The 13,714-nt window shown below is 53.9% G+C and carries 9 protein-coding genes and 1 pseudogene; 7 read left to right on the top strand and 3 right to left on the bottom strand.

The genetic code is table 11. From position 1 onward, the window contains the following. Both KTE_RS29840 and KTE_RS29845 read right to left on the bottom strand, forming a co-directional pair. Positions 1–3,141, bottom strand: a complete 3,141-nt coding sequence (locus KTE_RS29840) for a LuxR C-terminal-related transcriptional regulator (protein WP_201387889.1) — start codon at positions 3,139–3,141, stop codon at positions 1–3. Positions 3,142–3,439: 298 nt separating this feature from the next. After that, positions 3,440–5,440 (bottom strand): cellulose binding domain-containing protein, encoded by a 2,001-nt coding sequence (locus KTE_RS29845; protein ID WP_201387891.1) that lies wholly within the window; start codon positions 5,438–5,440, stop codon positions 3,440–3,442. Between the two features lie 522 nt (positions 5,441–5,962). Between KTE_RS29845 and KTE_RS29850 the strand changes: the two genes are divergently transcribed. Continuing rightward, complete coding sequence (locus KTE_RS29850; protein WP_201387893.1) at positions 5,963–6,727, top strand: creatininase family protein; 765 nt, start codon at positions 5,963–5,965, stop codon at positions 6,725–6,727. A gap of 213 nt (positions 6,728–6,940) precedes the next feature. Further along, positions 6,941–7,564 (top strand): hypothetical protein, encoded by a 624-nt coding sequence (locus KTE_RS29855; protein WP_201387895.1) that lies wholly within the window; start codon positions 6,941–6,943, stop codon positions 7,562–7,564. An 87-nt stretch (positions 7,565–7,651) separates the two neighbouring features. On the opposite strand, the gene KTE_RS29860 is transcribed toward KTE_RS29855, so the two are convergent. Next, on the bottom strand, positions 7,652–8,563 hold the full coding sequence (locus KTE_RS29860) for an alpha/beta fold hydrolase (protein ID WP_201391023.1): 912 nt from the start codon (positions 8,561–8,563) through the stop codon (positions 7,652–7,654). 662 nt (positions 8,564–9,225) lie between these two features. On the opposite strand from KTE_RS29860, the gene KTE_RS29865 reads away from it, so the two are divergent. The 5 genes and pseudogenes from KTE_RS29865 to KTE_RS29885 all read left to right on the top strand — a co-directional run bounded on the left by KTE_RS29865 (position 9,226) and on the right by KTE_RS29885 (position 13,691). Further along, positions 9,226–10,515 carry an MFS transporter gene (locus KTE_RS29865; RefSeq protein ID WP_201387897.1) on the top strand — a complete coding sequence of 430 codons (1,290 nt, stop codon included), beginning with the start codon at positions 9,226–9,228 and terminating at the stop codon, positions 10,513–10,515. A 299-nt stretch (positions 10,516–10,814) separates the two neighbouring features. Next, the gene (locus KTE_RS29870) at positions 10,815–11,333 is read left to right on the top strand and encodes a helix-turn-helix domain-containing protein (RefSeq protein WP_201377570.1); all 519 of its coding nucleotides are present in this window, start codon (positions 10,815–10,817) and stop codon (positions 11,331–11,333) included. Beyond that, a complete protein-coding gene (locus KTE_RS29875) occupies positions 11,333–11,947 on the top strand; it encodes a transposase (RefSeq protein ID WP_201386915.1) in 615 nt (204 codons plus the stop codon). The genes KTE_RS29870 and KTE_RS29875 overlap by 1 nt, the downstream gene beginning before the upstream one ends. Before the next feature lie 19 nt (positions 11,948–11,966). Continuing rightward, positions 11,967–12,599: pseudogene (locus tag KTE_RS49870) on the top strand (DinB family protein); the annotation flags it as partial. 375 nt (positions 12,600–12,974) lie between these two features. Beyond that, a complete protein-coding gene (locus KTE_RS29885) occupies positions 12,975–13,691 on the top strand; it encodes a tetratricopeptide repeat protein (protein ID WP_201387902.1) in 717 nt (238 codons plus the stop codon). Positions 13,692–13,714: the final 23 nt, after the last annotated feature.

Genomic DNA, 13,714 nt, shown 5'->3' on the forward strand with positions numbered 1-13,714 from the left:
TTAGAGCAAGGAGAAGCGCCGTGCCGCCTCGCTGGCTTCAACACGACTGTGAACATCTAGCTTGCGGTAGAGGCTTTGGACGTGAGTTTTTACGGTATTGAGCGAAAGCACCAGGGTGTTTGCTATCTCTGGATTGGAGCGCCCGGCGGCCAGCAGGCGGAGAACCCGCTGCTCTTGCTCGCTGAGCGGGTCCAGGAGCAGTGAATTCTCCCCGCGAGGCTGCGCCTCCCGGGTTGGCTGAGCACCTGATTCCTGGGCAAATGCGCGCAGAAGGATCCGCGTGTAGGAGATTAGCGCAGTCTCGCGCAGTTCCGGCAACAGCGTTTTCAACAACGCCTCCATTGCCGAGCCTTCGTCCAGAAAGACGCGTTGGTAGTTTTCAGGGTGAGCTAGCCTCAATGCCTGGAGAAGAGAAGATCTGGCCTGGCTGTGCTCCTGGCAAGTAGCGTGGGCCAGGGCCTCTAGAATCTGCACTTCCAGCACGCTCCGCTTGCGTCCCTGAGCCTGGGCCTTCTCTTTCCAGGGAGCTAATTCCTTCAATGCGGTTTCCCCTCTCTGTTGCGCTATGTGCAAACGTGCGAGAAGCAGCGCTTCCTCCTGCTTTTTCAAGTGTGACAAACCTTGCTCAGGCGTTTGGGAACTCCATACATGCTCCTTTGCCTGAGCCCATTGTTCAACCGTGTGAAGATCTCCCTGTGCCAGACGAAGCCGTGCCAACAAGACACGTATCGAACACAAAGACCAGGGAAAGCGGGCATGCCTCTCCCATTTCAAGAGCAATTCCTGAGCCTGGGAGGTTTTTCCACAAGCATGGAGGAGGCGAGCCTGGATGAGCCCCCCCGAAGCATGAACGTGGATTTCGTCCTCCGGCTTTGCTCTCAACGCCAGTGCTTGCAACAGATAACGTTGAGCGTCTGCTACTTCATTGTGTTCATACGCGAGCCGAGCAAGACAATGGTAGGCCCAGGAGACGAAGAACGGCTCGGTGCCCCCTGTTTCCAGGAGAAATTGCTGCTGACCAAGACTTTGATCTTCATCGATGTGGCCCAGTGCTTGATGGAAGTAGTGCGAGGCCCTGCGCAGCTCGCCTTTTTCCAGGCACACCTCACCCAGGAAGAGGGCTGCCCCGAAGGCGCCGGCATAATCGCCGAGGTTTTTTATCTGCTCGTACCCCTTGAGAAGATACTGCCAGGCCACCTGCACCTCACCCGCGAGTAAGGCTTCATAACCCCTGGTCAAAAGATTATTAGAATACATGAGACTACGCTCGGTAAGGAGTGGTTGAGCCTGGTGGGTCAACGCAAACAGATGCATCAGGTCTTCTTGAAAAAAGGCCAGGACCGCGTGAAGTTGCAGAGCATCCCCTCGCCGTTCCCACTGTTCTCTGGCTTCAAAGCCCTGCTCTGCCCACTGGAGGAGCTGCTCGGAACGTGTCCAGGTATCAGATGAACGCCGATCGGTCGTAATCATCAAAGCATCTGCTGCCTGGAAACAGAGTTCCGGTTGGGCTTGCAGCACCTCATCCGGTATGCGTCTAAGCCAGGAGCAGACCAGGTGATACTCATTGCGAAAGCTATTAGGAGCCACAAAACGCCCAATCAACGCCGTTGCACGGGAAAAATGCTCGCCCCTGAGAGCTGCTTCAATCGCTTCCGGCAGCAACCGCTGCTGCTCATACCACTGGCTCGCTTTGCGGTGAAGTTCACGCACTGCGGCTGCTCCCAGGCGCAGGCGAGCTTCGTGCTGCATCGCCTGCGCCCACAGGGCGTGATAGCGATACCACTGCCGACTCTCGTCGAGGGGTTGGAGAAAGAGATTGGCCCGTTCCACCTGTTCAAGCAGGTGATCACTATCCTCTCTGCCTGTCAGAGCATCGCAGAGCAAGGCACTTAAACGGTCGAGCCCGCTGGTCTGCAACAAGAAGTCTTGCAACGCTTCAGGCAGGCTTGCGAGGACCTCTTCGCGCAGGTAATCGAGCAAGAAGCGTTGGTTGCCTCGCAGTATTTGCACATAAGCGGACGGGTCGGCGTGTTTCTGCAGCACGAGGGCCGCCAGTTGCAAGCTGGCAATCCACCCTTCGGTGCGAGCTTGTAGCAGCGCGACATCCGTCTCCGAGAGGGCGAGCCCCATGCGCTGAGTGAGAAAATCCTGCGTTTCTTCCTGCGTAAAGCGCAACTCGCTATTGCGGACCTCTCCCAGGTGCCCGCGCACCCGGAGGCGGGCGAGAGGAAGCTCTGGATCAGTGCGACTGGCCAGCAGCAGATGCACATGCGGTGGCAGATGCTCCAGCCAGAAAGTCAGCGAGGAGTGAATCGTTGATTCATTGATGACGTGATAATCATCCAGGATCAGCAGGATGGGCGAGGTCTCCGCGTGCTGGCCAGCCAGTTCATTGAGCAAGGCTGCCAAACTGGTCGCGAGAGGAGCAGACGCCTGTAGCAGCGTGAGCGCGCGTTCCCCGACCCCAGGCCAGCATCTGCGCAGAGCCTCAATCAGCAAGGTCCAGAAGCGCGTCGGATCATTGTCCATCTCTTCCAGAGGGAACCAGGCCACCGACTGGGGATGCCTGTGTGCCCAGCTCGCAAGCAAGGTGGTCTTGCCCCATCCAGCGGAAGCGGAAAGGAGGGTGAGCGGACGAGTGAGGGCGGTATCCAACGCCGCGAGCAACCTTTCTCGTACGACCAGCGTGGCAGGCAAATGTGGGGGAGAGAGCCTGGTCATCACGATCGTCGTTCTCAGCTCACCGGGTTCGCTGCCTTGCTGTGTCGTGGTGGAAGTGGCCTCTCTGCCAATATGGGCAGTCTGCAATTCGCCAGGTGGCGACTCCCGAAAGACTCGGGCTACCTCCTCTAGACGGGTAAGCGTCACAGTGGCACTTCGTCCGAGATAGCGCTTGTGGGTCTGGCCAGCGGCTGTATGGTAGGCATACCAGTAGCCTGCGCCTCGTGCTCGCTGCTCTTTATAGACGTTAAGATGCCCGTGTTGTCCCTGGAAAGAGAATGAAGTATGGGTTGTTAACCAGGCAAACCACGGCCCCTCGGTTCCCAACTCAATCCACATCGGTCGTTGGTCAGAGATATGGAGGTTATAGGCGTTGCTCTCAGGGGACCAGGTGAGAGTCGCTGCAGGTGTTTTTGGCATACGTCCTTGTTCCACAAATAGGTTCTTCCCAACATCCCAACAAGGATGAGTATATCATAGAAGAGAAACTGCAGACAAGACGAACGTTTCTATCACATCCTGTTTGAGAAGCCACTCGGCAATGATGATGCTCTGCTTCCCGATGATTTTCAATGGCTTAGAACTCGAAATCTGATTATGAAAAACATAGCTCTTGAGGGTTGTGGTGCTGGATACCTGCGGTATCCAGCACCACAACCCCTTACCCCATGTGAATCACCTCAGATGCCAGAGGTGAGATGGAAGAAATCCCCTCCACTCAGGAAGTACTACACGTCGCTCCGTTGAGGGTAAACGAGGTCGGAGCCTGGTTGCTACCACTCCACGAGCCATTGAAGCCCGGAGGGGAGCTCAGCGTAGCACCCGGAGCAATCGAGCCATTATAGGACAGGTTGGTGATCGTCACATTACTGCCCTGCTGCGAGAAGGTGCCGTTCCATACCTGGGTGACCGTCTGCCCATTAGGGAAGGTGAATTTCAGCGTCCAGCCGTTAATTGCTGTGCTCCCGGTATTGGTGATCGCGATATTTGCCCCAAAGCCGCCAGGCCACTGATTGGTTACTGTGTACACCACCTTGCACGTGCCAGATGGCGGTGGAGTTGGGGTGGGTGTATTCGTCGGGGTAGGCGTGGGTGTATTCGTTGGGGTAGGAGTGGGCGTTGTAGGCGTAGGTGTAGGTGTCCCTCCTGTGCCAGGTTGTAAAACCACGGTCGTGAGCGAGTAAGGCGCTATGCTCACGCTTGAGGATGATCCCTGCGTCGAGGTGATGGCACTGCTATTCTCGCCATAGGTGTAGAGCGTCGCGTTCGCGCCCGCGCTGTAGCCGTTAAGCGAGAGCGAAACGTTATAGGTCGTGTTGGGATCCTTGTTGATCAGCAGCACGGCGAGATTCCCATTGGCCTGTTTGACCGCGTGGACAGCCACCAGGCTCTGATTGGACGAGGACGAGACCTGCGTATCCCCCGGGCTGAACACGTGACCGAGCATTTCCAGGCCGTAATATGGCGGGAATGGTGTGTCCGCCGGTGGCTCGCTGACGCCTCCCGATGAGCTGCCATTAGACAACACACCCATATCGCCATAATTGGCCGTACCGTACAGGCTGGAACTATTGTCCCCACTGGTCGAGATGCCATTATGCTCAGCCCACCAGTCGACATTGAAGACACCGTTTTCTAGCCAGGTCATATACGCATCGGCCAGGAATAAGCCATTGACCAGGCTGACCGTTTGCTTACCAGGAGCATAGCCACCGCCATTGGAGTTCATTTCGGTCACGGCGATGCCAGTCTGGCTTGCCCTCGACCCCAGATATTGCGTATAGAGGGAGCGCAGCGTGGCGACCTTCCCGGCGATTTCGGCAGGGCTACCCAGTAACCCGGCATCGGTGTAGTTGCCACCCGAGGCATAATCCGTGTACCAGTGAATAACCCCGAAGTCCATGTAGGGACCGGCAATGGAGAGCACGGTATGGTTCCAATCCATCGTATCGCCATCGGTCGTATCGACACTGCCATCGGGCCAATCACCAGGGGTAGTCAGCACCACGCCGACCTTGATCGTCGGGTCCACGGCTTTCATGGCCTGGATCATCTGCACGGCATTCTGAGCGTAGGCGGTGGCGCCTTTCTTAGAGTGAGTATCGTATTCCCAGTTGGCGGTATAGCTGCCATTGCCGTACAGCTCATTGCCAATCTCCCAATACTTGATGCCATAGGTATGGCCAGTGCTACTGCCTCCCGTGTAGGTCGGTACCGGACCGCTATAGCCAGAGCCGCCTTTGTTCGCGTACTGTACCCAGCCAGCGGCCTCTTGCGGCGTGCCCGAGCCATAATTGACTGTAATGATCGGCTGCGCGCCGATGTTCTGGACGACGCCCATGAAGGCATCAAAGGTATTGCTGGGGTTGGCATAGCTCTGGCCTGACACTGTCGTATTCGATTGCCAATGATAGACATCTGAGGTCGAGCCGCCAGGATAGCGCACGACATTGACATGCGCGTTTCCAAGCGCGGTGGTCGCCGCGCTGTCAAGCATATTCCCATTCCAGACGGCGGTATTGATCCCTTCGCTTGTGTTGGGAAGAACACCTAGAGGTTGGCTAGCGTTAATCGTGACCTGGGCACTGGTCGCGGCAGCCGCGTGACTCAACGGGCTTACAACCAGGATGGACAGCATCAGTATGCAGCACATCCCCACCCCGATCATCCATTTTACCCTCCCATAGGGCAAACTCAAACTACCCGACATCCTTGTCATAACGAACTCTCTTTCTCTTCATAAATACTGGCATTCTCTCAGACAGAGAGAGAATGCTTATGAGGAGCTTGTTTACCAAGAGTCCCGCGTGCGGGACTTTCATTCCCCCTGCTCTAACACAGCAGGAGAGATCGTAAGCGTTACCGTGAATGTTTACGATCAAACGTAAGCAACGATAAGAGCCTGAAAGAGCCGATTCTGTCTGTATTGTAACGAATCCTTATCTAGCATCCAATAGCATCTACTAGACATATTGTAGACAGATAGAAGCCTCCAAATGACGTGGGTGACGTCGCCTGCGATGGCGGCGACAGTTCTCCGTCCCGATATTACGCGGCGTAGGTCTGTCTGGTGATCCTGTTCCTGGCGATCCTGGGCAGCCTGAACGTCTTCGATATCGTGCAGACACTGACTGGTGGCGGCCCTAATTTGATCGTTGGTTAGAAGGGGTGATACCATATCCATAATGGATTAGAGATATTCTCTCTTCAGAAGCAATGAGAAATCTGAGAGGAAGAAAATATGCCCCCAATAGAGGAAAAGAGCAAGCGCTTCGGTGATTTGACCTACCAGGAGATTGGCAAACGTGCTCAACAGGGCTGGTTAGCGATCATTCCTACTGGTTGTACCGAGCAGCAAGGCCCTCACCTTCCGGTCGACTTTGATACCTGGTTTGCTGAAACGCTCATGGTTGCAGCCGCTGAAAAAGCGGCGCAAGATGCTGCAGTCCAGGCTGTCGTGTTACCGGCGATGCCCTTTGGGCCAACGCCGGAACATCGCAACTTTGGCAGTGGATTTATTGATGTCCCCGTCAGCTTGCATGATGCATTGATCGAAGCGACCTTGACCTCGTTGGTGACACAGGGGTTTAAGAGAATGGTCATCTGGCGAGGCTGTGGCGGTCATGCTCTAAACGGGGTCGTTGAGCGCTTCAATCAGATGTACCAGGGCAAGGCGCAAGCATTCTTACCACCTCATCCCTTTCATGAGATCTGGTGCCGATTAGCTGACCCCATGATTCCTGTCGGGCACGCGGATAGCTTTACCACATCGATTTCGCTCTATCTCCGACCGGAAACAGTTCGACAAGAGTGGATCACCAATCCCCATTCCACAGAGGTTGACTGGAATGATCCAAACCTGGATTTTGCTCGTTATTCCTCTACCGGTGTGATCGGCGATCCGACGTACGCGAGTGCTGAGCTGGGCAAGAGATTATGGGAAGCCGTTGTCGAAGAAGCCGCTCAAATGCTGCAAGAAATTGTATCACTACCGTTGTGCCGTTGAAGCCACACTGGATGCCATGGGGGAAAAAACGCCAATGACGCCAAAGGGGATGGACGGGCCTTGAAGCTTATGATCGCAGTTGGCGCGGGCCTACCAGAGCACTACCTGGCAGACTCAAGAGAGATGATCGGGAATGTGGTATACTCATCAACATGAGATCACCCATTTTTGCGCGTCTCTTGGCTAAAGACGAACGAAAATGCAGAGAGAAACATGGAATCAACAATCCAGCCCCACCATCAACCAGGGCTCTCCCAGAGAGATGTCGTCGGCGGGACGACTCGCGCTCTGATTCCCACACAGAAGAGGATCATCGTCGTCACTGGCATCCAGGCTGCCGGGAAATCAACCATCTCACACTTACTTGCCCAGCGTTTTGTACGAGGCGTCCATGTCGAAGCCGATATTTTGCAGCACATGATTGTCTCAGGAAGCCAGGGAGCCCGAGAACCGGGCCCGCTCACAGGAGAAGAAGCTCGACAGTATCGGCTGCGCCTCAAACATATGTGTCTCCTTGGAAAATCGTTCTCGGAGGCAGGCTTCACCGTGGTACTCGACGATATTATCACTGGTGAAGATTGGCCCGAGGTGCAGATGTATTTACAAGGAACCTCTTACTCCTTGATTGTCCTCGCTCCGCGCGTCGAGGTGGTTGCGCAGATTCGCGACAAGAGTCGTGCCAAGCGGCCCCTTGGCGAAGCGTGGGCGCTCTATCTCGATCAGGTTCTGAGGACAACAATGGAGGGCATTGGCCACTGGATTGATACATCTGAGCAAACACCCGACGAAACAGTTGACCAGATTCTTCGCCAACTCTGGCCTGAACAGGAAATCTAACACAACCTCCCAAGTGCTGAAGGCAGGCTTGATCTTCTTATGGATGAGCGCATCGAGAGAAGACACAGAGAGGCTACACATGCACCTTTAATAGGATTGCGTGGCATCCGCTCCGGTTACTTTCGTCCCCGGCGATTTACTGTGATCCATTTTGGGAAGGTTATCCATGATATTGGTCAATACCACGGCATTTTCCAACTCCAAAGCACTGTGTCCCGCCGTAGTTCTTACATAACTCGCCGGTTCCGTCCCTACATCCCTGAGCGCAGCCACCAGAATATCCGCCTGGTACATAGGACATACCTGATCAAAACGGCCGTGTACAATATATATAGGAATATCTTTAATTCTTTCCACATTATTAATCAAATAATTATTTTCCATGAACATATTATTCGTAAAATAATGGTTTTCAATCTGGGCAAAACTGGTGGCGAATTCATCCCTGTCGTATTTACCGACATTTTTAGTATTAGGAACTATATTGCTTATTACCTCTTCCCACTTCGACCACGCCACCAGCGCTTTCCTTTTTGTTTCCTGCTGCTCGGGAGTCTTCGGAACCATATCAAAAATTTCTTTATAGGCCTTTACCATATCCTTGCGTCTATTCTGGGGAATAATTTCAACGTACTCTTTCCACTCTTCAGGGTAGAATAGATAAGAGCCGGGCGCTGTCACGTTATAGGGGCCTTTATGATACGTTTCCGCATTGCCCTGATACATGTAATCCAGATCCTGCTTGGTAGCCTGCCAGATACCCCGCAAAATTAGAGTTTGCACGGTTTTCGGGTATTTGATTGCATAAGCTTGGGCCAAAATACTTCCCCAACTGCCGCCAAATACATGCATTTTGCTTTTAATCTCCAGATGGTCACGCAGCTTGGCAATATCGTCCACCAGATACGGCGTTTCATTATTCGCCAGCCCCGCCTGTGCGCCATCCTTTGCTACGTTAGGCACACTTTTGCCACACCCGCGCTGATCAAAGAGAATGATACGGTAACGTTCGGGATCAAAAAACGGGAGAAATTAGGGGTACACGTGCCGCCCGGCCCTCCATGAAGAAACATAACGGGTCCCCCGTCAGGATTGCCATATTCCTCGTAATAAATCTTATGCGGAGATTTCAGGGGAGGGTTATCGTCTACCTGTAACCAACCGTTCTTTCTGTAAGACTGCTGGGGATATTTCCAATCCTCATCGGTCATTTTGCTTGTCTGCTGTATCGTTCTCTGTCGCATATATATCCTTTTCTGTTCATCATTGGCATTCTTATGTGCGGGCAAATCCGCATAAACTACTCAACTCACTCTCCCGGCGCTCTTTATTATACAACCCGCGAATTCCCCTCTTCATCCTCTCGCCTGTAGATTGGTCTCGATGTAAAAGAAAAACCCTCAGCGAAACAAGATTTCTTGACAGAAAGGGGCTATAGAAGCTACACTATATTCATAAAACCGAATAAACGTAAGCGTTTAACGTCAACCAACGCACATCGGCACAGCCTGCGATAACATAGAGGGCTGTAGGATGTGAAGGTTGGCGCTTTTTTGTTCCCTTCCACTATCCCAACGCCTCTAAAGCCTTAAATTTTGCCATACGGCATGCATTTTTAAGTGGGTTATCGCGGGAGACAATTTCTAGATCAAGGAAAACACATGGAACCTATCGCTGATGAAACGGCATTATCAGAGGATCAAGCCAGAGATATTTCACCTCCTGTAGAGACACCAAATACTTCCACCAGTGCCTTACAGTTCCTCGACTTTCGCCTGCTTTTTACTGGCGTGGGCCTGGCGGGTTTTGGGCAACAGATGCTGGCGGTCGCCATTGGTTGGGAATTATATATCCAGACGAAGTCCGCGCTTGTGCTTGGAGGAGTCGGGCTGGCCCAGGTGATTCCGCTTATTCTCCTCTTCCTACCCGCTGGCTATATCGCCGACCGCGTCAATCGCAAATACATTGTGCTTGTGGCACAGTTTGTTAACGTGCTGGCCGCTCTAAGCCTGGCGCTTCTCTCCTATCTGCATGGTCCCCTGGTGCTAATCTATTGCTGCCTGGCAGCGATAGGTGGAGCGCAGAGCTTCAGTCAGCCAGCCAACTCGGCGCTGGTCTCGCAGGTCATTCCAGAGACGGCCTATGAGAACGCCATGACGTGGCGCAGCAGCATCTCGCAGTTATCAGCCGTGATCGGACCTGCGGCGGGCGGCTTTCTGATCGGCTTCTTTCAGGGCGCGACTCCCGTCTATCTCCTGAGCAGCGGTTTCTTCCTGACCTTTGCTATCTTGCTTATCTTTATCCATGTTCAGCCACAAAAGAAAGCCCTGGGAGAGGGGCGCAAGCTCAGCTCACTCGTGAGTGGTGTGCGCTTCCTTGGACAGACCAAGGTCATGCTAGCGGCGATTACGCTCGACCTCTTCGCGGTCCTGTTTGGCGGGTCCGTCGCGCTCCTGCCTATCTACGCGACGGGCATCCTGCATGTCGGACCTGTAGGACTGGGATGGCTCCAGGCCGCAGACTCTATTGGGGGCATCGCGATGGCGCTCTTCCTGGCACGCCGTCCTCCCTTCAAGAGGGCTGGCCCGGTGCTGTTGCTGGGGGTAGCCGGCTTTGGCCTGGCAACGATTGTCTTTGGCCTCTCGCACTGGTTCTGGCTCTCATTCCTGGCACTGATCTTCATTGGCGCCTTTGATAACATCAGCGTCGTGATCCGCTCGACCCTCGCGCTGGTGCGCACTCCAGACGAGATGCGCGGCAGGGTGAGCGCGGTCAACTCGCTCTTCATTGGCACCTCCAACCAGCTAGGAGGCTTTGAATCGGGACTCACGGCCCAACTGCTGGGCCCCGTAGCCGCGGTCGTGGCCGGTGGCATTGGCACCCTGTTAGTCGTGCTCGTCGTCGCGGGCGCCTTTCCCGACATCCGCCGCCTGACCACGCTGCGCGAGTAATGCGAACCCGCTACTGGCGTACGCGGCTACTCTCCAAAGTAGCCGCGTACGCCAGTAGCGCACCCCTCGCTATGGAAGTACACACAAATGCGGGCCAAATTTGACCGCTTTTCGTGAGATACTCTCACTAGAAAATTTGTCGTTGCGAACTATGAAAGGGTACTTCCATGACTGTACAGCCTTTTAAGACCATCGTCCTCGACCTCTTGCAGCAGGGGCATCGCGATAAAGAAGCTTTTTTGCAGGAGCTAATGCAGTAGAACGAAAGAAAGTAGGAAAGTGAACCGATATGAATAGGTATGAAAGCACCCATCTTCATCCGGCCACTCACCGAAAACGAACAAAACGAGATCCAGGCAAGATTACGTTCCTCCTCAGCCTTTGTGTTGCGTCGCTGCCAGATTCTCTTGGCAAGTGCTCGTCACGAACATGCCAGAGCCATAGCCAAGCAACTGGGTTGCGACGACCAGACCGTTCGCAATGTCATCAAAGGCTTCAACGAGCGCGGACTCGCCGTGCTCAAGCGCGAGTCCTGCCGCCCACATCACCTTCGCACAAGCATTCCCGACGACGCGTTAGAGGCGTTGCAAGACCTCTTGCACCGCAGCCCTCGCGACTTTGGGCTCAACCGCAGCCTGTGGAGCTTGCCTCTGGTTGCCAAGATCAGCTTCGAACAAGGAATCATTCCGACTGCGACCAGCGTCACGAGCGTGTGCCGTGCGCTCAAACGCTTGGGAACCAGTTGGAAACGCGCCAAGCACTGGATTACTAGTCCCGACCCACAATACCAAGTAAAAAAAACGCTCGGCAACGGTTGATTGCCTACGCGAGCCTTCAGTCCGACTGGGCCATTGGCTTCCTTGACGAGGTCTGGTGGAGTCGCTTTGCTCTTCCTCGCCTCCACGCCTGGCAAGACGCAGAGCACCCCGTCCGTCTGGTTGAGCAATCCTGGCTAAAGGATGATCCTGACCCCAAAGCACTGGCTTGTTATGGCGTCCTCTGGCAACAAGGGAGCCATGATGATCCTCTACGAGAGGAGATGTGGCTCCGTTTTGTCACGGGACGCCCAGTCAGCGATATCACCATTCAGTTTCTGGATTGGTGTTGCCAGCACTTGGCAGCACAAGGCAAACGGCATTGGCTCCTCATTTGGGACAATGCCTCCTGGCATGTGAGCAAGATGGTACGTACCTGGATCCGGGAACACAACCTCACCGTTAAGCAATCCCATCAAGGCGTTCGGATTTTGCCTTTTCAACTGCCCACCAAAAGCCCCTGGCTCAATCCGATTGAACCAAAGTGGGTCCATGGCAAGCGCAATGTGGTCGAACTTGATGGCTTGCTTTCGGCCCATCAATTAGCCAGCCGGGTCTGCGCTTACTATGGGTGCTCGTATGAACCACATTTAACTCTTTCCGAAATGGTTTCGTAATCTTGCACTAAGCGAGACCGAACGGACTGCCATTGGGACGCCGGAACTCTGGTCTGCCAAAGATCACGTGGCTCATAGGACCTTCTGGCATCGGGACTTTGTACGCAGGTTGACTGCCATCCAGCAGCATCAGGAGATCCCGGAGAGCGAAGAAGACGAGGACCAGCTCAACGCGAGGAATTTTGAGGAGCACAAACTTCGCCCCTTCTCAGAGATACACACCGAATCTGAACGAGTCCACACCGAACTCATCACGTTAATTGAGCAACTCAGCGAAGAAGATTTGACAGCCCCGGGTCGCTTCCCCTCGATTTCCGGGGAAAGGCCATTGTATACAGTCTTCCTGGGCGGTTGCTACGAGCACGACCAGGAGCATCTCGCGCAGTACTATTCCGACCGTCACGATCTCCCACGGGCAATTGAGATCCGTGAGAAGTGCGTCAGCAGAATCATTGAGGCTGAAGTGCCAGAATGGGTGAAAGGGAGTTTCCTCTATAATCTGGCCTGCTTCTACGCGCAACAGAACCAGTTGGAGAAAGCTGCCGCGCTCTTACAGGAAGCGTTGACACTCGCTCCTCGTCTCAAAGAGCGCGCAAAGAGCGACCCTGAACTGGTTGCGTTACGCGATCTATTGGAAAGCGAGAACCTATGAGCCTGCCTTCTCTGCTCGTTCGACCTCCACGTTATCCAGGTAAATTATCATAGCATATCCCACGGGATGCGCAACGAGATGTAGCTCATCACTCAATGAGCTTGGAAATGTCCTTTTCTCAGGGCAAACAAAGACGATAAAGGGCAGGCTGACCTCCGAAAACGGCTGGTGACCCCCTTGCGAAGACAAAGACTAGTCTTTTCAACGGAAGATGTGTATAATTGAAGATACTTCGGAAAAAGAAGCGAAAGGCGTTGCTACCGAGAACACCTAAGAGGGGCCGATCTCGTCAGCAGGAACGCTTCTTCTTGCACACTTGTTCTCGTTTTCTGGAGCACATGCACTCGTTCACGAAATTTTCTCAAGGAGCGTACAATGCGGATACGGATGAAAGAGACGACCGCGATGATCTTTGGGATAATTATGGGGCTAGTGATGCTTGTGGGAGGTCTCTATCTCTTGCTTTCGCCGAATGTAGGCTGTGGTGGGCAGACGATGAGTTCAGGGGATACCTGTGTGTCCATGAGTAGTAATGGTTCTATTGTAACAAGCAATTATAGTGGCCAGCAAAGAGGGCAGCAAGCGATCGGGATAGTATCCCTCGTTCTGGGGGGACTGCTGGCAGCAGGGTGCGGGTATGTGCTTGTTTCCTCAAAACGGCAGAGACGTACTTCGGTTCCTCCTACTTCTCATCAGAAGACACAGAGCCTTTCTTTCGAGGAACTGATGACGCTGGGAGAGAAAAAGCCCCAAGCGCATCGCTACGCGGATGCGCTTGGGGCTTTTCGCCAGGCCGTGAAAGAAAAGCCGTGGGATGCTTCTGCTCATTCTCGTTGTGCCTACGTCCTGCTCCATCTCCATCAGCAACAAGAAGCGTTAAAGGCATTAGACGCGACACTTGCAACATCTCTGCTTCCCAACCAGAAACAACTCATAGTTGATGCTTCCTATCAGAAAGCTCTTCTGCTCAAAGGGATGAAACGATATCACGAGGCGCTGGAGACCCTGGATGATCTGCTCCAACTGGACCTGGAAAACGTGAAGGCTCTGGCTACAAGGGCAGAACTGCTTACTCTTCTGCAGAAACAATAAGTGTCAAATCGAACTTTTGGCGG

Origin of the sequence: Ktedonobacter sp. SOSP1-85 (assembly GCF_016587415.1) — a bacterium.
In the GTDB taxonomy this organism is placed as follows: domain Bacteria; phylum Chloroflexota; class Ktedonobacteria; order Ktedonobacterales; family Ktedonobacteraceae; genus Ktedonobacter.